Genomic DNA, 25667 nt, shown 5'->3' with positions numbered 1-25667 from the left:
GGCTGTAGGTTTTCGTTATCCGGTCTACCGCTGTCGCGAGCAGGCTCACTCCTACAGTTGATTTGTGGCGTTCACAAAACCGTGTAAAAGTGAGCCTGCTCGCGATGGGGGCGATGCGGTCTAAAGCGGAAGATGCCCCAACGGCAACGCCCCGGGCGTCTTCACCGTGTGAATCGCAAAGTTACTGCGGATATCGCTCACACCCGGCAACTTCAGCAGCCTCTCGGTGAGAAAGCGGTCATACCCACGCAAATCCGGCACCACCACCTGCAGTAAAAAATCCGATTCACCAGACACCAGAAACGCCGAAATCACTTCCGGCAACGCCGTTACCGCCACACGGAACGCTTCGGCTTGCTCGTCGTTGTGACGCTCGACCTTGACCCCGACAAACACCGTCAGCCCTAGCCCCACTTCATCGCGATCCAGATTCGCCTGATAACCGCGAATCACCCCGGCCTCTTCCAGCATCCGCACTCGACGCAAACAGGGCGAGGCAGACAAACCGATTTCGTCAGCCAACTGCACATTGCTCAGTCGACCGTCCCGTTGCAGGGCCGCGAGGATCTTGCGGTCGTAGGCGTCCAGTTTCATGGTTTGGCAGATCCTGATGGTTTGATCCTATATAAGCAGCAGGTTATGCCAATTTTCCATGCTTTAGAAGCTGACTTCGCAACCACCTGCCCTGCCCTTGCGTCCTAGACTGGCCCTACCGAATCGACAACGAAAGGGGCGCAACATGGCAGGACTCTGGCTGTTTTTCATGGCATTGGCGGTGGTGTATTTGTTGCCTGGGCCGGACATGATCCTGCTGTTGCAAACCGGCGCCCGTCAGGGAAAAGGAGCGGCATTGGCGACGGCGGTGGGCTTGGGGATTGCCCGTGGCTGCCATGTGGCGTTGGCCGCGTTGGGGTTGGCGGCATTGTTCAAAGCGGCGCCCTGGACGTTCGATGTGGTACGTCTGGCCGGGGCCGCGTATCTGCTGTGGATGGGTATTCAATGTCTGCGGACGACGATGCTGCCGAACCTGAACGGCACCGAAACGACGACAGCAAAACCGCGCTGGTCGGCGTCGATTCAGCGCGGCCTGCTCACCAATTTGCTCAACCCCAAGGCGTTGCTGTTCTGTTCGGTGCTGCTGCCACAGTTCATCGATCCACACGCCGGTTCAGTCCTCAGGCAATTCGCGATCCTGGGCATGGTGCTGGTCAGTATCGGCTTCCTCTTCGACAGCGCCTACGCATTGGTCGGCGCGGCACTGGGCCGTTGGCTGCAACGCAGTCCTTCGGCCCAGCGACTCCAGCAATGGCTGTTTGGCAGCCTGTTGATCGGTTTCGCAGTGCGGCTGACCTTTGTGCAACAAGCGTAAGCCTTACCGCGTCCGACGACGGCGACGGTTGATCAACAGCAATGCCACCGCCGTCACGCCGAAGACACCGCCGATCTGCAGCGGCCACTTGTAGGGCCGCAGTATGGAACGCGTTGCGTCAGTGGCCTGGGTTACATATCGCTTGCTGGCGTTTTCGAAGTCGGGATAAGGGCACTGGTGACCAAAATCCACCGCCCAATCCACATAAGGTCCTTCTTTTACATAGCGCTGGTACAGCGCACTTTGCTCTTCAAGGCTGCTGTTCCAGCCCGCCGCCGCGCACAGCACCGCCGCAAACGCCTGGCTGGTGTGCGGCAAGTTATCAGCGGCGCGACTGGCCAATGCCGTGGCCACGAACCGATAGTGATAGCGCTCGTCAGGTTTGGCGGCACTGGCTTGCTGGCGCCGGACTTCACCTTCAGCCACTAACGGTCCGACCTTCAGCTCAGTGTTTTCGAGGCTGTAATTGCCGCCAAACGTGGCGTAGTCCGGGGCCATCTCGTAACCGAGAATGTCCATGCCCCACTCGCGCGCCGTCCAGGCGGCATTGAACAGGGCGGCGGCGCGTTTGGTCGGCCACCATGCTGCATCAGCCAATTGACGCTGTTGCGCATACAACCGGGCTTTCTTCTGCAGATCAGGATTGTCGAAGTACACCAGCGCTTCGTCGTAACGCTCTTCGCGCAACAACCGACGGCCGAGCAGATTTCGCAGTTTCGCCGCCACCGGCAGTGGCACGTAGTTGTCACGGTCCTGCTGGGTCAATGGCGGTGGCTTGGGCACCTGAGTGTCGACGTAATGCTTGAGTTCATCGACGGTCAGCACCCGTTCGGCCACCGTCGCGGCATCGAACCAGTAGAGGCTTTGGCTGCGATACAACTGATCGAACGCTTGCAGATAATCCCCGCGTTGCAGCGCCAGAATTGCGCTTTCGCCTTCGACCCGACACTTGGGCTGAAGCGTTTCGTAATCGTAGTCCGGCGTGCGACGCTCACCCCACGATTCATTCTGCGGGAACGCTTGAGCCGCCTTCGCATACGCCGCAGCCGCCGCGGTTTTATCGCCATCGCGCAACGCCAGTTTCGCCCGCAACCACCACGCCAGGCCGCCGTCACCGGCGTGTTCCAGGAAGGCCTTGGCGCTCGCGTAATCGCCTTGTTGATAATTCATCGCGGCCAGTCGATCCGCGTTATCCAGGCTGCCGCGGGTGCTGCTTTGCAGCAGTTTGATCAGTTTCAATTCGTTGGGTGGTTGATCACCAAATGACCAGCCCAGGCGGCTGATCAACGACGCGGTGACCAGTTGTTGTACCGGTTTACCTTTGAGCAACGCGGTCAATTGATCGTCAGGCATCGCCAGCAGATCGGCCATCAGCAGCTTCAATGAGGTGTAACCCACCGCCGAGCCGTGCAGGTTTTGCGTGGCGTAGAGTTCGATGGCGCTGTCCCAGTCGCCAGCGGTACGGGCCACCCGAGCTTCTTCGCCGAGGCTGGCGACACCCAGTTCCAGCGGATCGCTGAAGCCATCGATACTCAGCTGACGGGTTTGCTCGAACGCCTTGCGCGACTGCGCCAGCCGATCGGGTGATGCGTCCACCTCGGCGCTCATGGCAAACAGCGTCCGGCCCAGCGAATACGCGGCCCAGGTGCTGCGCAAGGCGCGTTGATCGGCCGGCAGCGCCAGCACTTTTTCGAAGTATTCGGCAGCCAAACGATGATCGCCCGCACTGAATGCCGCAGCGCCCGCCAGATACAGCTTGAGCTCGGCCGGCAGGCTCGCACCTTGTTCTTCGACCTGATGCGCCTGCGGCAGGCTGCGCAATTGTTTCACCAGCGCTTGCTGTTCCGCCGTCAGCCCGGTCTGCTCAGCGGTGTCCCGCTGCGCTGCGTAATCCGTCGCCTCCATACTGTAGGGCGACTGCGCGACATTCTTGAGCCCCGCGATCGCATGCCCGAGTCGATTGACTTCAAACTGGAAGTTGCCTTCCGGCAGCTCCGCCAATGACTGGCTGCGGTTATCCAGCAGGCGCATCGGGAAGTCCGGCCCGCAGGCCAGCGCCGAACCCAGCGGCAGGCTAAGGCTCAGGCAGAGCAGATGGCGGGGCCAGTTACGGGGAAACATTCGAACCTCCTTGATCAATTTTTGTGCAGCGTGCCCAACCGATTGCACGCTGCCCACCGGCGGCTATTCGGCCGTCGCTAAGGCGGGTGAAGGTAAGCAGATCGGGGCTTTGTTGCAACGCGTAACCGGCCAGCGCATCGGCGCCGTCACAACCCTGCGCGGCCAGGGTCACGCGTTCGGGCCACGGGCTGTCGAGGTTGCCCTGGTTGCTGACGCTGATGTCATAGAGGCCGTCGTGCGCACTAAGTTTCACACTCAAGCGGCTGTCGAGTGCGTCACCGCGTGCCACCGCAGCCAGGGTTGTCAAACTCCAGGCCCGACGGTCGCCCGCCAGCGGCAGGCGAAACCAGATCAGGCCGGCCAGATGAGCCGGCGGATCGGCGCGTAAATCCATGGCGAGTGTGCGCAGTTGCAATGGATCAGCCAGCAGTTCACGGCGTTCGCCGCCGCGTCCCACCGGCACTTCGCTTTCCACCACCGGCGCACCACTGGCGCCGGACAATAAGGCCACGCCGTAGGCCGGGAGTGCCAGATAGAAAGGCTTCGTCGTGACGCGCCCCCAGCCCTTGGCCCACTTTCGTGCCTGATCCGGGTCGAACAACCCGCGCCGAGGATCGCTCACCGCGTGCACCTGCAACACGCTGCTGTCGACGGTCGATAACAGCGCCGGCAGTTCGGGGCTGTCCAGCCAGGCCGGCAGCGCCGTGATGCTCAGCGGTAATGTGGTCGGTAAAACCGTACGCAGGTTCGTCAGAAATGCTCGATAGGCCGCTAGCCGGGCATTCCCCGCATCATGGTCAATTTCCACACCGGACAGCGTCAGCCCCTGGCCTTGCCAGTCGCTGAGCAGCTGTTGGATTTGCGCAGTGACCTCATCCTGGTCCAACGACTGGAGCTGACCATCCAGGCGAATCACCGCGATCAGCGGCCGATCATCGCGTTTAAGCAACGCCGCATCGACCCGTGCACGACGCCAGCCGTCCTTGGGAAACGCCTGTAAGGCCAACACCCGTAACGTCGAAAAGTCCCCACGACTGTCGCGCAGGGCCGCGTCATGGGCGGGCGTCCATTGCCGTTGCCAGACGTAGAGTTGTTGATCGAGCGGCGGCACGTCGTGTTGCTCGCAGCCGTTGAGCAGCATCAGCACCGTCAGCCAGACGATCAAACGCGGGGAAAACACCATTGAAACCCTTGAGCCAAAACCGACCTTTGTAGCAGCTGCCGTAGGCTGCGGTTACCTGGGCGTCTACACCATCGGCTTGCGGGCGATGATCACCTGACTTTTCGCCACGACCGCGTCCAGCGCCTGTTTGATCTGTGCGCCGCGAGGGGACGCCAGCACCGCTTGCCAAGTGTCGGCCCAGTGGTTGAGCAACGGGTGGTCGGCATTGCTGAAGTCGACCTTGGCTTCCCAAAACAGCAACATCCACATCGACCAGTAAAACCCGTACTGGCTGTGGCTGAGCACTTCCAGGCCGGCATCGCTGACCATCGCCTTGAACTGCTCTTCGCTGATGATGCGAATGTGGTTGGGCTTCTGGAAATACTCCGGCGCGGCGATGTCCTTTTGCAGGTCTTCGGAGCTCGGGTGCGGAACGCTGAGCAAATACAGCGCCCCCGGCTTGCCGACCCGCACCAGTTCGGCGAGGAACTGCGCAGGATCGTCCACATGCTCGATGACTTCGGTGGACACCACACGGGTAGCGGTGGCGTCGGCAATCGGCAGCGGATTGCAGTCGGTGACATGACATTCAACATCGCGCGCCGGGGTATCGCCGAGGCGCTGGCGGGTGGCTTCGACCTTGGCCGCGTCGATGTCGGCGATGATGATCTTCGCCCCGCGCATGCCGCAGAAATGCACGTTGCCGCCGTCACCACAGCCCACGTCCAGCAGCGTGTCTTCGGCGCTCACCGGGAACCCGGTGAACAGCTCGCCGGTTTGCTGATTGAACCAGCCACTGAGCATCGCATCGTGCAGGCCGAGCATGTACGGGTCGACTTTCTCGACCTTGTCTGCCGCAGGCGTCGCGGGAGCGGGCGTGCCCGCCGTGAGTTTCTTCAAAAGGCTCAGCATGAGGTAGCTCCAGAGGATGGGACGGCTGTTCGGGACGTGCTCAGGCGTTTGACCAGCGAGGCGCCGCGGTTGCGCATGGGCATTTCGATGTAGCGGTAGTTGAGTTCACTCAGCAGCACGATCAGGCCGCCCGCCATCAGCAACGTCAGGACCGGATGGCCCGCCGGGCTGGGCAGCCCGGCAGCCTGTAAGCGGAACGTGAATTCACGCACCAGCAAGTAGGCCGGGATGTGGATCAGGTAAATCCCGTAAGACCGGCTGCCGACCCACGTCATGACATTTTTCAGCAGGCCTCGAGGCAGCAGATAATCACGGTTGTAAGACGCGACCCAAACCAGCACCGCGCACAACACGGCAATCACGCCGATGCGGTATTGGGTAAAGGTAAAGCGATCAGTCGCCATGAAACTGAGCGCCAGCGACAGCACGATCAACGCCAATACGCCAGCCCAGGGGCGACGCAGAAACGTCGGTTCCCAGCGCCGGTACGAAGGCTGCGCACTCCACATCGCCAACAACACGCCGAGGGCAAGCGCATCGGTGCGAACCACCATCAGGATCGGTGTGCGCAACGTGAAAATCTGCACCGCGACCAACGCCAGCAACGCCCAGACCAGATGCTTGCGGCAGACCAGGATCAGCAGCGGAAACAGCAGGTAGAACTGCTCTTCCAGCGACAGGCTCCAGTACACAAAACTGGTGCCGTATTCGTAGTGATAGAAGCTGTCGGCGAAGCGGAAGTTGGCGTATTGCGCCACACCGGCCAGCGTCGCCTGCACGTTGGCGTGCAGCGTACCGAACGCACCGGAGCGGTTGAGAAAGAGGCACGCCAGCAACATCAGCGCCAGCCACAACCAGGCCGACGGCAACAATCGAAAGGCTCGGCGCAGCCAGAAATTACGCGTCTGCTGCCAGTACTCCTGACGGGTGCTGCACCCTTGCAACGCCGGGATCAAACTGCGCGCGATGACAAATCCCGAGATCGCGAAAAAAAGATCGACGCCCCACCACGGCTGACCGAACGCGGTAATGGTTTGCAGCAACGGCACCGAGGCTGCAAAGAGGCTGTCTTGCAGGTGATGAAACAGCACGCCAAGTACCGCGATACCGCGCAACAACTCGATGTCCATGATCCGTTTGTCATTACTCATGCCGTCCTCCTGGACGCTGCATCGGCATTCACCGGTTTGCGCGCAATGATCACCTGGCTCTTGGGCATGAACTGATCAAGCATCTGCTTGATCGCCAAGCCGTCGGGTTGCGCCAGCAAGTCTTGCCAGGTTTTCGCCCAGCTTTCCATCAGCGGCGGGTACGGCGCCTGAATGCGGTCACGCACCGCGCCGCCCAGATCCCGACCGGCAGCCCGCTCGCTGGCCCAGAAGAAGATCATGCCCATCACCCAGAAAAACCCGGTGGCCTGACGATGCTCGATCACCAGCCCCGCGTCCTCCACCAGTGCGGCAAAGCGTTCCGGGGTAAAAATGTGTACGTGATTGGGCGATTGGAAGTAATTCGCCGGGGCGATGCCCTTTTGCAAATGTTCGCCCACCGGTGCCGGAACGCTGAGCAGGTACAACGCACCAGGTCGGCCCATGCGCACCAACTCGGCCATGAACGGCTCCGGTTGATCGATATGCTCCAGCACTTCCATGCACACCACTTTGCTCGCGCAACCGTCCGCCAGCGGCAATGGCAGGCTGTTGCTGACCAGACCGAGATTGGCTTTATCCGATTGCGTCTCCACTTGCCGGGCCAGGTCGCGGACCTTGTCATGTTCGCTGTCGGTGAAGATCACCGACGCGCCTTGGCGCACCGCAAACAAGGTGGCGACCCCTTCGCCACAGCCGACGTCCAGCAAGGTGTCGTCGGCGGTAATGGCAAACCCCTTGAGCAGCTCGCCACTGTCACCTGAAAACCAGCCGTCATGCATCGCATCATGCAAACCGACTTCTCTTGGCGACACACGGGTGGGCTCAACCAGCAACGGCGCGGGTTCTGGCTTCGCTTCAGGAAAGAAACGTCTGACCAATGCGCGGATCATGCCTCGGGGGTTTCCACGGCGCGGGTTTCGAACAGCCGGGCAAAAAAGGCCTTCAGGCGCTGCTCGGCAGTGGCCTGGCTGCAGAATGCCTTGAGGCTGGCCACGGCGTGCGCGGACATCTGCGCATAACGTTCAGGGTCGTTCCTGGCGACGTCGTAGCTTGTCCGGTATGCGCGGCACAACGACGACCAGTTGGTGACGTATCGCAATGTCCGGAATGCCCGGCGCGGATCATGCGGCCAGGCGGTCAGTTCGTCCGTGGACTCGATGAGGAACGCATTGTCGACATCCAGGTAATCGATCATCGCCGTGGTCCGTGGCGCCACCGCCGGTTTTCCACAGGACATGAACTCCATCAGCGGCAGGCACTGGCCCTCGCCGTAGGACGTGTTGACTGCGTAACTGGTCGCCTGCACCAGACGCTCATAATCCGCATCCGCGAGGTAGCCATAAATCAGCACGATGCGGCAGCGATAGGACTGGTTTTTGTACAGGTGGTGAAGGATGTCGGTCAGCGCGGCTTCGGCATCGTGGTGGGTCAGTTTGAGCACCAGTGTCGCGTCATCCACTTCGCGGAACGTCACGCAAAAAGCACTGAGCATGTCTTCCCAGTTCTTGCGCCCGTCGCCGGGGTTGAACACCGAGGTGTAGATCACGCCGTCCAGAACCAACTCGTGTTCACGTGGCGGGGCCTCGAAGTCGATGCCTACGCCTTCGCGCGATGACGCAGGCCCGAAGGCTCGCAAGTCGAGTTCGCGGCTGTCGGCCAGCAGCCCTTTGATCTTCAATCGCACCTGGCTGGCCAAGGGCTGACGCTGCAATTGCGCGCCGCGCTCGGCAAACCGGTCCCACACCGGAGCCGGCACCGCGACGATCGGATAGTCGGCGCCCATCGCCTCGCGCACTGCCGTCACGGTGTAGCTGGAATGCGTAATCGCCGCACCTGCTGCCCGCAGCACCGTGCGCCAGTCATTGAGCGGGTCACCGGCAAAGGGCTCGTTGGGGATGGTGCTGAACTCCCACGCGAACACCGGCAGCGTCGGGCAAGCAAGATTGACCGGCGTGCGATGAGGGGGCGAAAACGACAGAAACACGCAGTCTTCGCCTCGGGACAGACACTCCCGGTACAAGGCATCAACTTCAGTCTGCGGGTCGCGGACTTCCACCACGCGCCCCAGCCGTTCCAGCACGGGCCGGTACTCCTTGAGCACGAAGTAGTAGCTGTATTCCGAACGGCCCAGGTTCTGGGCGATGGTGTGCTGGTTGGTTTCCGAATGAATGATGATCAGCATGCGGCATTATCCGTTGCGGTCGCTGCCGGCGAGCCCTGTGGCGCAAGCCCGAAAAAATCCGCCAGGCGCTTTTGCACCGGGGCGAAAGCGCAATAGTCGTGCATACGCTCGACGGCGGCTTGGGACATGCGCTGATAGTCCTGCGGTTGCGCCTTGGCCATCCGGTAGCTGTTTTCGTAGGCTGTTTTAAGCGAACCCCAGTCCGGTCGATAACGCAGGGTGCGGTAGATGATCCGGGTGTCCTGCGGCCAGATGGTCAGTTCTTCGCTGGACTTGACCACAAAGGCCACGCGCTCATCGATGTAATCTTCCATGGCCGTGTGATCCGGAGCGATCACCGGTTTGCCGCTGGCCATGAATTCCATCAGCGGCAGGCACAGCCCTTCGCAGCGCGAGGCATTGACGTAGAAACTGGCCGCTGCGTAAAGCCGGGCGTATTGCGGATCGTCCAGGTAACCGTGCATCACCACCACCCGACAGGCGAATGGCGAGAGTTGCGCGAGCAAGGTCATCAGCTCGTCGTAGTAAGACGACAGGTCGCTTTGGGTAATCTTCAGCACCAGCGTGGCGTCAGACGTTTCACGAAAGGCCCAGCAGAATGCGGTGATCAAGTGATGCCAGTTCTTGCGCCCGTCACGCGGGTTGAACACGGTGACGTAGATCACGCCATCGACCCGGGTTTCTACCAAAGAGGTGGTGTCTGGCCAATTGCGCGGTTCAGGTTCTGGCACAGCAATTGTCAGCGGGCCGGCGATGGCTGGCAGGTATTCGGCCACTCGAGCATGCGCTGCATCGGAGAGCAAATCGCGGATGCCTTCCCAGTACCACTGGCTGAGATAGTGCGTGCGAGGCAATGGAACCGGCAGCGTTTTGCCCATGTCCCGGCGCCACATGTGCAGGTAATGCCGGGCAATGACCAAGCGGCGTTTCAGTGTCAGTGGCGGCGGCTTCAACGCTTCCAGCGCCGCGAGTTCCTCGGCCGTGGGCGGCGCCGGAATCAGCGCATCGGCGCTGAGCCCGAGGGTATGCGAATCGAATATGCAACCCTTGATGTCCAGCGTCGAACCGGTGTTCACCGGGACGCTGGTGTGCTGGCTGCGAATGGCCGCAAAGTTTTCCCACAACGGCGTCGGCAACACCAGCACCGGGAAGTCCTCACCCATGGACCGACGAATCGCCCGGGCGGTATGAGTGGATAGCGTGATCACCCGGCCCTGACGCGCGAGCATTTGCGTCCAGTCCTGACGCGGGTCGTTGTCCCACTGCTCATCGGGAATCGAATCAAACTCCCAGGCCACCACGCAGATCGTCGGGCACTCAAGGTCGTTCGGGGTTTTCTGTGGCGGCGTAAAAGACAGGAACAGACTGTCCTCGCCAGCGGCCAGCAGTTGTTTGTAGAGGGGATCGACCTCGGCGGTGGAGGACACCACGTGCACGCGCCCAAGGCTTTCGAGCACCGGGCGATACGCCTTGAGCACGAAGTAGTAGCTGTATTCGGGACGACCGAGGCTCTGACTGATCGAGCTGTCGTTGACGTCCGAGTAAAGAATGAAATTCATGGCATCCCACGATGAAACCGCCATCCCGGCAGCCCCACTCTATGACGGCAAAGCCAACAGAGCGCCGGTGTTTGCCGGTCGTCGTCCATCGTCTTTTTGCTCGTCTACGTTCTTGTTTTAATGGTCAGTCTCGTGGGGTCCGGGAGCAACCCGCACGAACACTGGATAATCGTGACGAGGGGCATTCTAAACACATCCGTCGAGAATTCGTGAACCGCCCGGCGAGAATAAATCAGCCTACGCTAACGAGAACTGACCAGTCACGGTTGGACCTGTTGAAATTGATGAGCAATTGGCACAGATTGGATACCAAACAACTACAACAATGCATTTCTCCTGTCTTTCGACCAACCCATCCACCCGGTCTGTCAGACATCTCCATAAAGCCTGTGGGGAAACGGACGAAATGAATGACCAAGGGGCTGCTGTTTGAAAAAGCGTCTGTTCGTGACGGGTCTGAGTGGGTTCGTCGGACAACACATCCAATCTCGCCTGAACGCTGATGCCTCGGCATGGACACTTCTGCCTGCCGCTTCCCGTTACGATCTCGCCGAGCCCGGCAGCCTCGAAGGCCTGTGGCCCGAGATGCCCGATGCAGTCATTCACCTGGCCGGCCAGACCTTCGTCCCCGAAGCCTTCCGCGATCCGGCGCGCACGCTCAACATCAACCTGCTCGGCACCCTGAACCTGCTGCAAGCCCTGAAGGCCCGCGGTTTCACCGGGACGTTTCTGTACATCAGTTCTGGCGACGTCTACGGCCAGGTCATCGAAACCGACCTGCCCATTACCGAACAACAGCCACCCTGCCCGCGCAATCCCTATGCCGTGAGCAAACTGTCGGCGGAATTCCTTAGCCTGCAATGGGGCCTGAGCGAAGGCTGGCCGGTCATGGTTGCCCGTCCGTTCAACCACATTGGCACCGGCCAGAATGAAAGCTTCGCCATCGCCAGCGCAGCCCGGCAGATCAGCCGAATCAAACAAGGCTTGCAAGCGCCGCAACTGGAAGTCGGTGACATCGACGTCACGCGCGATTTTCTCGACGTTGACGACGTGATTTCGGCCTACCTGGCGCTGCTGGAAAAGGGCGTGCCGGGACAGGTCTACAACATCTGCTCGGGACACGAGCAGAGCATTCGCAGTTTGATCGAACAACTGGGGGACCTCGCCCAGGTCGACATGCAATTGATTCAAGACCCCGCGCGCCTTCGTCGCGCAGATCAGCGTCGCGTTTGTGGCAGCCATGCCAAGCTTGCCCAGACCACAGGATGGACGCCTGAAATCACAACACAACAATCCCTGCGGGCGATCCTGTCCGACTGGGAGAAGCGAGTACGACAAGAATGACTAAAAGTGCACTGATCACAGGGATCACCGGCCAAGACGGCGCTTATCTGGCCAAACTGCTGCTCGACAAGGGGTATAAAGTCCACGGCCTGGTGGCGCGGCGCAGCAGCGATTCACGCTGGCGCTTGCGTGAAATGGGCGTCGAGGGCGACATCGTTTACCTGGACGGCGACATGGCCGATGCCTGCTCGGTGCAGCGCGCGGTCATCAAGTCAGCCCCGGACGAGGTCTATAACCTGGCGGCGCAAAGCTTTGTCGCCGCCTCCTGGGACCAACCCGTCACCACCGGTATCGTCGACGGCCTGGGCGTGACTCACCTGCTCGAAGCCATTCGCCAATTCAGTCCGCACACGCGTTTTTATCAAGCGTCCACCAGCGAAATGTTTGGCCTGATCCAGGCCGAGCAGCAAGACGAAAACACTCCGTTCTATCCGCGTAGCCCGTACGGCGTGGCCAAACTGTATGGCCACTGGATCACCGTGAACTACCGCGAAAGTTTCAATCTGCACGCCAGCAGCGGGATCCTGTTCAACCACGAATCGCCCCTGCGCGGCATCGAGTTCGTGACCCGCAAAGTGACCGACGCCGCTGCCCGCATCAAGCAGGGCAAACAGCAGGAACTGCGCCTGGGCAACATTGACGCCAAACGCGATTGGGGATTTGCCGGCGACTACGTCGAAGCCATGTGGCTGATGCTGCAACAAGACAAGCCTGATGACTTTGTGGTCGCCACCGGCATCACCACCACCGTGCGCGAAATGTGCCGGATCGCCTTCGAACACGTCGACCTGAACTACCGCGACTTCGTGAAAATCGACCCGGCGTTTTTCCGCCCGGCCGAAGTGGAAGTGCTGCTGGGCAACCCGGCCAAAGCCCAGCGCGTACTGGGCTGGAAGCCGAAGACCGATCTGGATACCTTGATCCGCATGATGATGGATGCGGACATGAAACGCGTCGCCAAGGAGTAGGCCATGCTGATTCCCGTGATTCTCTCCGGCGGTGCCGGTACGCGCTTGTGGCCGGTGTCCCGCGAGGGCCATCCCAAGCCGTTCATGACCTTGCCCGACGGTCAGTCGCTGCTGGGCAAAACCTATCGGCGGGCCGCCGGCCTGCTCGATGGCTGGGGCGATATCGTCACGGTGACCAACCGCGACTACTACTTCCAGAGCAAGGATCACTATCAGGAGGCGCAGCTCAGCCGTCATCGCGGGCACTTCATGCTGGAGCCGACGGGCCGCAACACGGCCCCGGCCATCGCCGCCGCCGCCCTGTCACTGCAAGCCCTGCACGGCGATGAAGCGATCATGGTGGTGATGCCCGCCGACCATTTGATCCTCAACGAAGATGCTTTGAAGACCGCCGTGGAACACGCCGTGGCACTGGCCAGGGAGGGTTTCCTGGTGACCTTCGGCGTGGTGCCGACCGCGCCGGATACCGGTTTCGGCTACATCGAAACCGGCGCTGCGCTGGACGGAAAAGGCGCGGCCAAAGTGCAGCGCTTCGTCGAGAAACCTGATTTGCAAACCGCGACACATTACCTGGAGAGCGGCCATTTCCTGTGGAACTCCGGGATGTTCTGCTTCTCGATCGCCACCGTGCTGGCCGAATTGCAGATCCACGCCCCCGAGTTGCTCGAGCAGACGAAAACCTGCATGGCGGCCAGTAGCCCGGTGGAAACCGTCGGTTGCCTGCAACAGGAATTGTCCCCGGCGTTGTTCGCCGAGATCACCGACATCTCCATCGACTACGCGCTGATGGAACACTCCGACAAAGTGGTCGTGGTGCCCGCCCGATTCGACTGGAGTGATATCGGCTCCTGGGGCGCAGTGGCCGCACTCGTGCCTGCCGATGCACAAAACAACCGTGCCAGCGGCGATGCCGTGTTCATCGACAGCCACAACAACTTTGTCCAGAGCGAAGAACGGTTGGTAGCGGCCGTGGGTGTGGATAACCTGATCATCATCGACACCGCCGACGCCGTGTTGGTCGCCCACGCCGATCGCGCGCAGGACGTGCGTCGGGTGGTCAAGCAGCTCAAGGACAAGAAGCACGAAGCCTATCGCCTGCACCGTACGGTCAGCCGGCCGTGGGGCACCTACACCGTGCTCGAAGAAGGCCCTCGCTTCAAAATCAAACGCATCGTGGTCAAGCCCGGTGGTAAGTTGTCGCTGCAGATGCACCACCATCGCAATGAACATTGGGTGGTGGTCGAAGGCATGGCCAAGGTCACCAACAACGGCACCGGTACTCATCTGGTCGCGAAGAACGAATCAACGTTCATTGCCGCCGGCCACAGGCATCGCCTGGAAAATCCCGGCGTGATTGACCTGGTGATCATCGAAGTGCAAAGCGGCGAATACCTGGGAGAGGACGATATCGTCCGCTTCGAAGACCAATACGGCAGGACGGTTTGAATGCTGCTTTCTTTGTACCGCTCGCTGTGGGGCTATCGGGGATTCATCCTCGGTAGCGTCAAGCGAGAATTCCAGGCGCGTTACCGAAATTCGTTGTTCGGTGCCCTGTGGACCGTGCTTAACCCGCTGTCGATGATCATCGTCTACACAGTGATCTTTTCCCACATCATGCGCGCCCGTTTGCCAGGGGTGGATGACGGTTTGGCCTACAGCGTTTACCTCTGCGCCGGCCTCCTGACGTGGGGGTTGTTCGCAGAAATCACCGTGCGCAGTCAGAACATGTTTCTCGACAACGCCAACCTGCTGAAGAAAATCAGCTTCCCGCGGATCTGCCTGCCAGTGATCGTGTTGTTCAACGCCGGCATCAACTTCGCGATCATCATCGGCTTGTTCATCGGCTTTCTGCTGATTAGCGGGCGACTGCCCGGCATGGCGCTGCTGGCGCTTATTCCGCTGTTGGCCTTGCAGGTTATGTTTTGTGCCGGGTTGGGGATGATTCTGGGTGTATTGAATGTGTTCTTTCGCGATGTCGGACAATTTTTCGCCATCTGCCTGCAATTCTGGTTCTGGCTGACGCCGATCGTGTATCCGATGAGCATCCTGCCGGAATGGGTACAACGCCTGCTGCAACTCAATCCCCTGACCAATCTGATTACCAGCTATCAGAATGTGTTCCTTTACGGCCAATGGCCGGTCTGGAGTTCTCTGCTGCCAATATTCGTGAGCGGCACGGTGTTCTGCGTGATCGGGCTGCGGTTGTTCCGTCAGCGGGTCGGTGAAATGGTGGATGAACTCTGATGGGGCACATACGCGTCACCGGCCTGGGCAAGGCCTACAAGCAATACCCCAATCGCTGGAGCCGACTGGCTGAATGGCTGATCCCGTTTTCGCCGATCCGTCATCGCCAGCACTGGGTGCTGCAAGACGTGGCCTTCGAAATTGCGCCCGGCGAGTCCGTGGGCATCGTCGGGGTCAACGGCGCGGGCAAAAGCACCCTGCTGAAAATGATCACCGGCACCACCCAACCCACCTGCGGCAGCATCCAGCTCGAAGGCCGCGTCGCCGCCCTGCTGGAACTGGGCATGGGTTTTCATGCGGACTTCACCGGCCGGCAGAACGCGGTCATGGCCGGCCAACTGCTGGGCATGCAAGTCGAAGAAATCGAAGCATTGATGCCCGAGATCGAACGCTTCGCGGAAATCGGCGACGCCATCGATCATCCCGTGCGTACCTATTCCAGCGGCATGCAGATGCGCCTGGCATTCAGCGTGGCCACCGCGCGGCGACCGGACATTTTGATCGTCGACGAAGCACTGTCAGTGGGCGACGCCTACTTCCAGCACAAAAGTTTCGACCGCATCCGCAGCTTCCGCAAAGCCGGTACCACGCTGTTGATCGTGTCCCACGACCGCTCGGCAATTCAGTCGATCTGCGACTCGGCGATCCTCCTGGAAAAGGGACGGATGGCCATGCACAGCACACCCGAAGCCGTCATGGATTACTACAACGCGCTACTCGCCGAGCGTGAAGGCCAGACGGTGCGTCAGGAAATGCTCTCAGGCGGCCAGGTCAGCACTATTTCAGGCACCGGTGAAGCCGGGATTTTGCGGGTGCGCTTGCTGGACGAGCACGAACGGTCCATCGATGCGGCGGAAGTCGGTCAGCCGGTGGTGCTGGAGGTGGACGTCGAAATCCGCCAGGACATCGAGCGGCTGGTGCTGGGCTTTATGATCAAGGATCGCCTGGGCCAGGCTATGTACGGCATCAACACCCATCGCCAGGACCAGGCGCTGAATGATCTGAAGGCCGGGGAGCGCGTGACCTACCGCTTTGCTTTCATCATGGGACTGGGCAAGGGTAACTATTCGGTGGCCCTGAGTCTGTCCCGTCTGGATTCGCACCTGGACCGCAATTTCGAATGGCGGGACTACGGTCTGGTGTTCCACGTGATCAATAACCGCCACGAAGACTTCGTGGGCTGCTCGTGGCTGGGGGCGAAAACCACCATCACCCGCTCCGTTGAAACGCTGATGCCGGAAAACACACCATGACGCGCCTTCTGGTGGAATGCACCCACGTTTTCCAGCACCCCAAGGTCAACTCGGGCATCCAGCGAGTGGTGCGCAACGTCGTCAATCAATTGCCGGAATCGGTGGATGGTGTCGACTGCATCCCGGTAGTGATGCTCAAAGGCAAGCTCTATCGAGTGCTGATGCTCGGCGCGCTGAACATCCCGATTTTCGATCACTTGATGACCTTCGGTGGACGCCTGGAACGCCTGGCTCACCGTATCTGGCAACTGCACCAACGCCTGCATAACCGCAGCCACTCGCGAGTGATCAAACGCTTGCTGCACGTGGCCTACCGTTTGACGGCGATCACCTGCTTCAGCATTCCACTGCGGGTGATCGAAGGCATCAACCAGTATCAACTGCCCAAACGCTGCACGCCGTTGCTGCATCAGCCAGGGGATCAACTGGTGTTGCTCGACTCATCCTGGCATACCGACTTTTTCCCGTTTGCCGAACAGCTGAAACGTGAAGGCGTGGGCATCATTTCGGTGGTCTACGATCTGATTCCCCTGACTCACCCGCAGTTCTACGACACCCGGCTAGTCCAGGTTTTCAATGAATGGTTCGATTGGATCACCCGAACGGCCGATGGCTACATGGCAATTTCTGCCACGGTGCGTGACCAGGTGCGTGAGGAATTACAGCGCCGTCTCGGTCCTGCCAAGGCCAATGAGCTGTGGTTCGACTATTTCCACCTTGGTTCCGAACTCGACCTCAGCGAAGCAACCGCGGCTGTGGAACCGCGCCTTGCCCGGCTATTTGAAACACCGGAACCGGTGTTCTTGATGGTCAGTACTATCGAGCCGCGCAAGAACCATGATTACCTGCTGGACGCTTTCGAATTGGCTTGGGCGGCGGGCTCCAAGGCCCGGTTGTGCATTGCCGGTCGAATCGGCTGGAAGTGCGACGCCCTGCTCGCGCGGGTACGCAATCACCCGCAACTGAACCAGCGTCTGTTCATGTTCAACGACCTGAGTGACACCAGCCTCGAACACGCCTACAGCCACGCCAGCTCACTGGTGTTTCCATCGTATGTCGAAGGCTTCGGCCTGCCACTGGTGGAAGCCATGCAGCGCGGACTGCCGGCCATGGGCAGCGATATTCCGGTCTTTCGCGAAATCGGTGGCGAGTTCATGGCGTACTTCGATCTGGCCGAGCCACACAGCCTGTGCGACCTGGTCGTGGATTTCGAGCGCAGCGGTCAATTCCCGGCCACCCACGACGTCGCGCACTGGCGCTGGATCGGCTGGCGTGAAGCGAGTGCCCAGTTGGCCGAACGAACCCTGCACAATCTTGTAGAAGCGCCGGTCATGACAGAGAGGCAACATGCGAATTGCCCTTAATGCCCGGATCCTCCAGGCTCCGCGTACCGGCATTGGCCACTACGTCGCCGAACTGGCGAACGCGTTAGCCGATGAGCCGGATATCGAACTGGCGCTGTTTCATGGCTGGGGTTGGAGCTCAGCTCTGCCGGAAGCGGCCATGCCCGGTTATTCGCGACTGACGCCGCTGCTGCGCCAGATTCCAGGGGCCTATCAGGCCCGGCGCTGGCTGGAGCAGAAACGCTTCGATCAAGGTCGCGCGCAATCCATCGACCTCTACCACGAACCAAGTTTGTGGCCGCTGTCGTTCGACGGCCCGACGATCATCACTCTGCATGACCTGACTCACCTGCACTACCCCGACACACAGCCGCCCGCGCGTTTGCGGGAAATTGAACGGCGGCTGGCCGACGGCGTACGCCAGGCGAGCCTGATTCTTACCGACTCGCAGTTTATTGCCGACGAAGCCCAGGCGCATTTCGGGCTGCCAGCCGAGCGGTTTGTCGTCGCACCACTGGGTGCAGCGGCGCGTTTCCACCCACGGGCGCCCGAGGCCATCGACGCCGTTCTCAAGGCCCATGGCGTCGTCGCGCGGGAATATTTCCTCTGCGTCGGCACCCTGGAACCGCGCAAGAACCTGACCCTCGCCCTGCGCGCCCACGCTTTGTTGCCGGAGGCGGTGCGTCAGCGTTTTCCGCTGCTGATCGTCGGTATGGCCGGCTGGCAACACGAGCAGTTCAGTGAAGAATTGCGCACAGCCCTGGCCACAGGCGACGTATGCCTGCTCGGGTATCTTCCGGATGAAGATCTGGCGCAACTGCTGGCCGGTGCCCGGGCATTGATCTTTCCTTCGCTGTACGAAGGGTTCGGGCTGCCCGTTCTTGAAGCCATGGCGAGCGCAACGCCGGTCATTCTGACGCGCCATTCGGCCATGCCGGAGGTCGCTGCAACCGCTGGCAACTACATCGAGCCGGATAATCCAGACCATTTACGCGATGCCATGAACCGGTTGATCGACGACCCCATTCACTGGCAGGCATGCCGCGACGCCGGTTTGCAACAAGCGAAGCTTTTTTCCTGGAAGCGTTGCGCGAAGGTCACGGCCCGAGCCTACCGTCAGGTTATGGGAGACTGATATGCGTGTACTGCACTTTTACAAAACCTACTTGCCCGACTCCATGGGCGGTATCGAACAGGTCATTTTTCAGTTGTGCGAAAGCGGCGCGCGACATGGGGTCGACAGCACTGTCCTGACCTTGAGTAACAACCCGGCACCTGGCGTGATCCAGATCCGTGAACATCAGGTCCATCAGGCCAGAATGGACTTTCAACTGGCGTCCACCGGCTTCTCCTACAGTGTGTTCAAGCAATTTCGTGAGCTGGCGGCAGAGGCCGACGTGGTCAACTACCACTTCCCATGGCCATTCATGGATCTGGTGCATTTTTGTAGCGCAACCAAAAAGCCCTGCGTAGTGAGTTACCACTCGGACATCATTCGCCAGCGTCATTTACTCAAACTGTATCGACCCTTGATGCGCCGGTTTCTGGACAGCGCCGATCGAATCGTCGCCGCTTCACCCAACTACTTTCATACCAGTGAAATTCTTCAGGATTACCGCGAAAAAACCCGGGTAATCACCTATGGGTTGGACAAGGCAGGTTATCCACAGCCTGAAATGGAGCGCACTGACCGCTGGCGTCGACAGTTGGGCGACAAGTTCTTCTTGTTCGTCGGCGTTATGCGTTACTACAAAGGACTGCACATTCTTCTCGAAGCGATGCAGGGGCTGAATTATCCGGTGGTGATCGTCGGCGCCGGCCCCCTGGAAGCTGAACTGCATGCTCAGGCCAAAAAACTGGGTTTGCAGAACCTGCACTTTTTGGGACGTTTGGGTGATGAGGATAAAGTGGCCTTGCTGCAACTGAGCTATGCCGTGGTGTTCCCGTCGCATTTGCGCTCTGAAGCGTTCGGCATTTCGCTGCTGGAAGGTGCGATGTATGGCAAGCCGATGATTTCCAGCGAGATCGGCACCGGCACCAGTTACATCAACATCCACAATGAAACCGGGCTGGTGGTGCCTCCAAGTCATCCACAAGCCTTCCGTGAAGCGATGCGCACGCTGTGGGAAAACCCGACACGTGCGGCAAAAATGGGCGTGAAGGCTGAGGCCCGGTATCGGCAGTTATTCACAGCCGACGACATGGGTCGCAAATGGACCGAATTGTACGAAGAGCTGCTTGAGGAAAAATCCCTGTCTTACGCCTGACTGCTTTCCTGCAGGAGCCGGGCTTGCCCGCGATGGCGGCGTGTCAGTCAACATGAATGTTGAATGTTAAACCGTCATCGCGGGCAAGCCCGGCGCCCACAGGGGTTGAGCCGCAGGACCTGGGGTTACAGATCCAGCACCAGCGGCTTCGAACCCTGCGCCGGCACCGCACAGCAAATCAGTACCTCTCCAGCGCCGGGCACTTCTGCCGGCACTTGTGGATAAGTCACTTCGCCGCTGATCAGGCGCGTCTTGCAGGTCCCGCAGGAACCGCCACGGCAGCTGAATTCCGGGCGCAAACCACGGCTTTCAGCCAACTCCAGCAAACTGCCGCTATCGGGTTTCCAGCGCGCCTCTTTGGCCGAGCGCTCGAACACCACCGGTACTGACGTCGTGGCGGCCGGGGGTTGCTCGATGATCACTGCATCCGGATCGGCTACCCGGCGCAACGTCGACGGCCCAAAGGTCTCGGCGTGAATCCTTGAATCGCGGATGTCCATGTCACGCAAGCTGTCGTACATCGCCTGGGTGAACGCTCCTGGGCCGCAGAGGACAAAATCCAGCTGATCGTAGTCTTCCACCTCAAGCACGTTCTTGAGCAGGTCGGCGTCGATTCGACCGGTCAGGTCGAAATCTTCCCCTTCGCGCGCCTCGGGCTCCGGCTGACTGAGCAAACGCAGGACTCGCACCGCGTCGCCGAGCCCGTCGAGCAAGCGGTTCAGTTCAGGGCGGAATGGTTGATCGGCCAGGGTTCGCGAGCTCTGGATGAACCAGGTCGGGCGGATGCTCCGCGTGCGCAGGCCTTGATAAACCACCTCACGCACCATCGACAGCAGCGGCGTAATGCCCACGCCAGCGGCCAGCAATACCAGCGGGCGCCGCTCATGCGGTGCCACGGTGAAATGCCCTTGAGGCGCACGGGCTTCCAGCACGTCACCGACACGAATCCGCTCATGCAGGTGCGATGACACCAATCCGTCACGCTTCACACTGATACGGAAAAAGTCATCGGACGGCGCACTCGACAGGCTGTACGTGCGGATATGCACGTCACCGTCAATGTTGAACCGCAAAGGTAAATGCTGCCCGGCCTGGAACACCGGCAATCCGGCGCCATCGGCAGGCTCCAGGTAGATCGAACGAATGTGGTGGCTTTCCTGTTCGATTCGCGCCACCCGCAGCGACCGCCAATGATCGCCCAAAGCCTTGGCTTGCAGGCGTGCATTGGCCTGCGCCCAGGTGCCGGTCAGCAGACTGGTGGGCGATACGCCGTCAAAGCGCCAGCGCAAAGCCAGCGCTGCAGGCCGGCGCACCACGTGCTCGACTTCGAAGGTCCACAGCCGCTCGGCACCTTGAAAGGCTTCGATTAGCGGGCCGTCGAGGATGATTTCGGTACGCCCGCTGAGGTGCAGCAGGTCACCAGAATTGAAATCGATGAACAACAAACCGGCGCGAGGATTGACCAGCAGATTGCCCAGCGTATTGAAATGCAGGTTGCCGGCGAAGTCAGGGATCGTCAGGCGATTCCCTTCCACCTGTACGAAACCGGCCTGGCCGCCCCGGTGAGAAACATCCACCGAACGCTGTCCATCGACGTCCACGTAGCTGGCGACAAAGAATGTGTCGGCGTCGACGATCATGGTCCTGGCCGCATCATCCAGTTCAGTCAGGTGCTGCGCAACGCGACTCGAAGGGTCCGCCAAGGGCACCGAACGAAACTGGCGCAATTGGATGTATTGCGGGCAGTTGCCGAACGATTGCTCCACCGTGACGCCGAATCCGCTGGCCGTAACGGCGCTGACTCGGCCATTGAGGCGATTGCGGCGCCGGGTGTGCAACTCAATACCGAGCAAACCGATGGCAGCACCGTCTTGCAGCTGCGCAGGGTCATCGGCGCCCGGCAGGTGGTCGAACTGCAACAGCGATGGATCGGGGGAATGAGCGAAACCCGGTTGCCCTTCAAGAATGCTGGCCCAGGGGTTGCCTTCGACATCAACGGCGCCGTACAGCATGAAAGGCAGTTGCTGATAGAACGTGCGGTGCTGATCCGGCATCTGACTGCGAATCACCTTACGTCCGAACGCCTCCATTCGCTCGGCAACCCCCACATGAGCCTGCAACTGTTTCTCGCCGGCGTGCCAAGGTGAATGTTCCATAACGGCTCCTCCCCTGCGCCCATGGCGCATCGTGAACGGCCCGAGCGGATCGGGCCGTGAACATCAGGCAGTTTTTTGCAGGCCGGCCACCGTGCGTGGCATGCCGACAAACCCTGGCAGGGCTTCAATGCGCGCCAGCCAGGCACGGATGTGGGGGTAGTCGTCGAGCGAGACATTGCCTTCCGGCGCATGGGCGATATAACTGTAGGCCGAGACGTCGGCGATGGTCGGCTCGCTCCCCGTCAGATATGGCGTGGCAGACAGTTCCTGATCGATGATTTTCAGCAAAGCGTGGGAATTGGCGATCACTTCTTCAGCGTTGTAGGACGCGCCGAACACGGTGATCAACCTGGCTCTGGCCACACCAAAGGCAATCGGCCCGGCAGCAATCGATAACCAGCGCTGAACCTTGGCAGCGCCGACAGGATCAGTCGGTAGCCAGCGACCGTTGCCATACTTCTGCGCCAGATACACCAGGATCGCATTGGAGTCGGCCAACACGACGCCTTGGTCATCGATGGCAGGCACCTGACCCATCGGGTTGATCGCCAGGTAATCCGGCTGCTTGTGCGCCCCCTTGGCCAGATCGACAAAGACTAGCTCTGTCGGCAATTGCAGCAGGGACAGCATCAGCTCCACACGGTGAGCGTGGCCAGAGCGTGGGAAGTTGTAGAGTTTGATGGCTTGCATGGTCGACTCCGCTGGGTGGAGGCGCCCTTTGGAAAGAGTCGGCGCCGATGGGTTGCCATCTTCCGCCTGCTACCGAAACAATAGAATAACCAGCAAATGCAATCCATTATTTCAGCTGGAGCAATAGTGCCTCGTTCTTCAAGGCTGGATGCTCGCGCAAGGCCTTCACCGTGAAGTCGACAAAACTGCGCACTCGCGCTGGCGCTTTGCGCCCGCCCTGATAAATCACGTGAATCGGCAACGGCGCCAATTCGAATTCAGACAGGATGATTTGCAACTCACCCGCCGCCACCTTTCCCGCGACCTGATACGACAACACGCGGGTAAACCCCAGCCCCAGGCAGGCGGCCGTGATGGCAGCCTGATTGGCGGTGACCACCAGCCGAGACTCCGTACGCACCGACAGCGGTTCGCCATTTTCAAGGAAGGGCCAGTTACGTAATTGGCCCGTGGCCGATGTTGCAATAATCGGCGCCTGTACCAGTTCCTGCGGATGCAAGGGCCGGCCATGTGCCGCGATCAGCGCTGGCGAACCACAAATCACCCGCCGTACCTCGCCGACCCGGATCGCATGCTGATTACTGTCGGGCAAATCGCCGATGCGCACCGCCACATCGATGCCCTCTTCCGTGATGCTCACCACGCGATCAAGCAACAGCGCATTGATGCAGACCTCAGGGTACTGCGCCAGGTAATCAACCATCACTGGCGTGACAAACAACTCTCCAAACAATACCGGCGCGGTGATCGTCAATTGCCCACGGGGTTGTGCATGACTCCCCGCCGCCGAATCCTCCGCTTCCTGCACCTCGGCGAGAATCCTGCGACAGTCGTCCAGATAACGCTGCCCCGCCTCGCTCAAATGCACGCTGCGGGTCGTACGGGTGATCAACTGCGTGCCAATGCGCTGCTCCAGTGCCGCGACGGCCCGGGTGACGCTCGCCGCCGACATCCCCAGAGTTCGCGCCGCCGCCGAGAAACCTTGCGCCTTGGCGACGGCGGCGAAGACCTGCATTTCCTGGAATCGGTCCATGGGGCATGTCCTTTATTCAGATAAAAAAAATCGCAACCGTAGGCTGCGATTTTTAAGGGTTTCGGTCACCTGTGGATAACTTATTCCACTGTCACCGACTTCGCCAGATTACGCGGCTGGTCAACGTCCGTGCCTTTCAGCACAGCAACGTAGTACGACAGCAACTGCAGCGGGATGGTGTAGAGGATCGGCGACAGGATGTCGTGGATGTGCGGCATGTGCACAACGTGCGTGCCTTCGCCATTGGTCATGCCGGCTTTCTCGTCTGCGAAGACGATCAACTGGCCACCACGGGCGCGGACTTCCTGGAGGTTGGATTTCAACTTCTCCAGCAGCTCGTTGTTCGGCGCCACAGTCACCACCGGCATGTCGTTATCCACAAGCGCTAACGGACCGTGTTTCAGTTCGCCAGCCGGGTAGGCTTCAGCGTGGATGTAGGAGATTTCCTTGAGTTTCAGGGCTCCTTCCATCGCTACCGGGAATTGCGCACCACGGCCGAGGAACAGCGTGTGGTTTTTCTCGGCGAACAGCTCGGCGATTTTCTCCACGGTGCTGTCCATGGCCAAGGCTTCGCCCAAACGGGTTGGCAGACGGCGCAGTTCTTCGACCAATGTGGCTTCGACGCCCTTGGCCAAAGTGCCGCGAACCTGCCCCAGGGACAGGGTCAGCAACAGCAGGCCTACCAATTGAGTGGTGAAGGCTTTGGTCGAGGCCACGCCGATTTCGCGACCGGCCTGGGTCAGCAGGGTCAGGTCGGATTCACGCACCAGCGAACTGATGCCGACGTTGCAGATCGCCAGGCTCGCGAGGAAACCCAGTTCCTTGGCGTTGCGCAGGGCAGCCAGGGTGTCGGCGGTTTCGCCGGACTGGGAAATGGTCACGAACAGCGTGTCGGGTTGCACCACGACTTTGCGGTAGCGGAATTCGCTGGCAACTTCGACCTGGCACGGGATCCCGGCCAACTCTTCGAGCCAGTAACGGGCAACCATACCGGCGTGATAGCTGGTGCCGCAGGCAACGATCTGCACGTTGCGCACTTTGGCGAACAGCTCGGCAGCCTGTGGACCGAATGCCTGTACCAGCACGCCGTTCGGGCTCAGGCGGCCTTCGAGGGTGCGCTGAACAACAGACGGTTGCTCGTGGATTTCCTTGAGCATGAAGTGGCGGAACTCGCCCTTGTCGGCGGCTTCGGCACCGTCGCGGTACTGCACGGTTTCGCGCTCGACAGCTTTGCCGTCAACGTCCCAGATATGCACGCTGTCGCGGCGAATCTCGGCGATATCGCCTTCTTCCAGGTACATGAAACGGTCAGTGACCTGACGCAGGGCCAATTGGTCGGAAGCGAGGAAGTTTTCACCCAGGCCCAGACCAATCACCAACGGGCTACCACTGCGAGCGGCGACCAGGCGATCCGGCTGCTTGGCGCTGATGACCGCCAGGCCGTAAGCACCGTGCAACTCTTTGACGGTGGCTTTGAGGGCCGCGGTCAGGTCGGGCAAATCCTTGAGTTTGTGGTTCAGCAGGTGAGCGATGACTTCGGTGTCGGTGTCCGAGGTGAACACATAACCCAAGGCTTTCAGCTGTTCACGCAGGGCTTCGTGGTTTTCGATGATGCCGTTGTGCACCACGGCCAGGTCGCCGGAGAAATGCGGGTGGGCGTTGCGCTCGCACGGCGCGCCGTGGGTGGCCCAACGGGTGTGGGCGATGCCGAGGCGACCGACCAGAGGCTCGGCCTCGAGTGCCAGTTCCAGCTCGCTGACCTTGCCCGGACGACGCATGCGCTCGAGTTTCTCATCGTTGGTGAAGACCGCCACACCGGCGCTGTCGTAGCCACGGTATTCCAGGCGCTTGAGGCCTTCGAGCAAGATGGCGGTGATGTTACGTTCTGCGACTGCGCCGACAATTCCACACAT

General features: G+C 60.4%; 21 protein-coding genes. 9 read left to right on the top strand and 12 right to left on the bottom strand.

The annotated features are described in order from the left end of the window. Window positions 1-120: 120 nt before the first annotated feature. Window positions 121-594 carry an Lrp/AsnC family transcriptional regulator gene (locus SB725_RS00795; protein ID WP_027926238.1) on the bottom strand — a complete coding sequence of 158 codons (474 nt, stop codon included), beginning with the start codon at window positions 592-594 and terminating at the stop codon, window positions 121-123. A 145-nt stretch (window positions 595-739) separates the two neighbouring features. On the opposite strand from SB725_RS00795, the gene SB725_RS00790 reads away from it, so the two are divergent. Next, entirely contained in the window at window positions 740-1369 is a 630-nt protein-coding gene (locus SB725_RS00790) for a LysE family translocator (protein ID WP_410921154.1), read from the top strand. 3 nt (window positions 1370-1372) lie between these two features. On the opposite strand, the gene SB725_RS00785 is transcribed toward SB725_RS00790, so the two are convergent. The 7 genes from SB725_RS00785 to SB725_RS00755 form a co-directional block, all read right to left on the bottom strand. Next, window positions 1373-3490, bottom strand: coding sequence for a hypothetical protein (locus SB725_RS00785; protein ID WP_059181909.1), 2118 nt, complete (start codon window positions 3488-3490; stop codon window positions 1373-1375). Next, window positions 3477-4673, bottom strand: coding sequence for a DUF3142 domain-containing protein (locus SB725_RS00780; protein ID WP_410921152.1), 1197 nt, complete (start codon window positions 4671-4673; stop codon window positions 3477-3479). The genes SB725_RS00785 and SB725_RS00780 overlap by 14 nt, the downstream gene beginning before the upstream one ends. A gap of 63 nt (window positions 4674-4736) precedes the next feature. Further along, window positions 4737-5564 carry a class I SAM-dependent methyltransferase gene (locus SB725_RS00775; RefSeq protein ID WP_027926234.1) on the bottom strand — a complete coding sequence of 276 codons (828 nt, stop codon included), beginning with the start codon at window positions 5562-5564 and terminating at the stop codon, window positions 4737-4739. Then, window positions 5558-6715, bottom strand: coding sequence for an acyltransferase family protein (locus SB725_RS00770; RefSeq protein ID WP_059181907.1), 1158 nt, complete (start codon window positions 6713-6715; stop codon window positions 5558-5560). Before SB725_RS00770 ends, SB725_RS00775 begins: the two co-directional genes overlap by 7 nt. After that, window positions 6712-7605, bottom strand: coding sequence for a class I SAM-dependent methyltransferase (locus SB725_RS00765; RefSeq protein WP_027926232.1), 894 nt, complete (start codon window positions 7603-7605; stop codon window positions 6712-6714). Before SB725_RS00765 ends, SB725_RS00770 begins: the two co-directional genes overlap by 4 nt. After that, complete coding sequence (locus SB725_RS00760; RefSeq protein WP_410921150.1) at window positions 7602-8897, bottom strand: glycosyltransferase; 1296 nt, start codon at window positions 8895-8897, stop codon at window positions 7602-7604. The genes SB725_RS00765 and SB725_RS00760 overlap by 4 nt, the downstream gene beginning before the upstream one ends. Next, a complete protein-coding gene (locus tag SB725_RS00755; RefSeq protein ID WP_410921148.1) occupies window positions 8891-10456 on the bottom strand; it encodes a glycosyltransferase in 1566 nt (521 codons plus the stop codon). The genes SB725_RS00760 and SB725_RS00755 overlap by 7 nt, the downstream gene beginning before the upstream one ends. 429 nt (window positions 10457-10885) lie before the next feature. On the opposite strand from SB725_RS00755, the gene SB725_RS00750 reads away from it, so the two are divergent. The 8 genes from SB725_RS00750 to SB725_RS00715 are packed head-to-tail and all read left to right on the top strand — an operon-like array spanning window position 10886 to window position 19875. After that, the gene (locus SB725_RS00750) at window positions 10886-11800 is read left to right on the top strand and encodes a GDP-mannose 4,6-dehydratase (RefSeq protein ID WP_027926229.1); all 915 of its coding nucleotides are present in this window, start codon (window positions 10886-10888) and stop codon (window positions 11798-11800) included. Continuing rightward, window positions 11797-12768 (top strand): GDP-mannose 4,6-dehydratase, encoded by a 972-nt coding sequence (gene gmd, locus SB725_RS00745; RefSeq protein WP_027926228.1) that lies wholly within the window; start codon window positions 11797-11799, stop codon window positions 12766-12768. The genes SB725_RS00750 and gmd overlap by 4 nt, the downstream gene beginning before the upstream one ends. Window positions 12769-12771: 3 nt before the next feature. After that, window positions 12772-14214 (top strand): mannose-1-phosphate guanylyltransferase/mannose-6-phosphate isomerase, encoded by a 1443-nt coding sequence (locus SB725_RS00740; RefSeq protein WP_027926227.1) that lies wholly within the window; start codon window positions 12772-12774, stop codon window positions 14212-14214. Then, the gene (locus tag SB725_RS00735) at window positions 14215-15012 is read left to right on the top strand and encodes an ABC transporter permease (RefSeq protein ID WP_027926226.1); all 798 of its coding nucleotides are present in this window, start codon (window positions 14215-14217) and stop codon (window positions 15010-15012) included. Beyond that, window positions 15012-16265, top strand: a complete 1254-nt coding sequence (locus tag SB725_RS00730) for an ABC transporter ATP-binding protein (protein ID WP_027926225.1) — start codon at window positions 15012-15014, stop codon at window positions 16263-16265. Before SB725_RS00735 ends, SB725_RS00730 begins: the two co-directional genes overlap by 1 nt. Further along, a complete protein-coding gene (locus SB725_RS00725; protein ID WP_410921146.1) occupies window positions 16262-17629 on the top strand; it encodes a glycosyltransferase family 4 protein in 1368 nt (455 codons plus the stop codon). The genes SB725_RS00730 and SB725_RS00725 overlap by 4 nt, the downstream gene beginning before the upstream one ends. Beyond that, window positions 17613-18743, top strand: coding sequence for a glycosyltransferase family 4 protein (locus tag SB725_RS00720; RefSeq protein WP_410921144.1), 1131 nt, complete (start codon window positions 17613-17615; stop codon window positions 18741-18743). The genes SB725_RS00725 and SB725_RS00720 overlap by 17 nt, the downstream gene beginning before the upstream one ends. Window position 18744: 1 nt before the next feature. Continuing rightward, entirely contained in the window at window positions 18745-19875 is a 1131-nt protein-coding gene (locus tag SB725_RS00715) for a glycosyltransferase family 4 protein (RefSeq protein ID WP_410921143.1), read from the top strand. A 125-nt stretch (window positions 19876-20000) separates the two neighbouring features. Here SB725_RS00715 and SB725_RS00710 read toward each other — a convergent pair whose 3' ends face one another. From SB725_RS00710 to glmS, 4 genes are all read right to left on the bottom strand, one after another. Continuing rightward, window positions 20001-22031 carry a pyridoxamine 5'-phosphate oxidase family protein gene (locus SB725_RS00710; protein ID WP_027926221.1) on the bottom strand — a complete coding sequence of 677 codons (2031 nt, stop codon included), beginning with the start codon at window positions 22029-22031 and terminating at the stop codon, window positions 20001-20003. A 63-nt stretch (window positions 22032-22094) separates the two neighbouring features. Further along, the gene (locus SB725_RS00705; RefSeq protein ID WP_059181903.1) at window positions 22095-22721 is read right to left on the bottom strand and encodes a glutathione S-transferase family protein; all 627 of its coding nucleotides are present in this window, start codon (window positions 22719-22721) and stop codon (window positions 22095-22097) included. 106 nt (window positions 22722-22827) lie between these two features. Continuing rightward, entirely contained in the window at window positions 22828-23754 is a 927-nt protein-coding gene (locus SB725_RS00700) for a LysR family transcriptional regulator (protein WP_410921141.1), read from the bottom strand. Window positions 23755-23834: 80 nt separating this feature from the next. Further along, window positions 23835-25667: a glutamine--fructose-6-phosphate transaminase (isomerizing) gene (gene glmS / locus SB725_RS00695; RefSeq protein ID WP_027926218.1), complete on the bottom strand. Its 1833-nt coding sequence runs from the start codon at window positions 25665-25667 to the stop codon at window positions 23835-23837.

It is taken from the genome of Pseudomonas sp. SIMBA_041, from assembly GCF_046535095.1.
In the GTDB taxonomy this organism is placed as follows: Bacteria; Pseudomonadota; Gammaproteobacteria; order Pseudomonadales; family Pseudomonadaceae; genus Aquipseudomonas; species Aquipseudomonas mucoides.
Note: the sequence above shows the minus strand (reverse complement) of the source record. Positions and strands in the feature narration are given on the sequence as shown.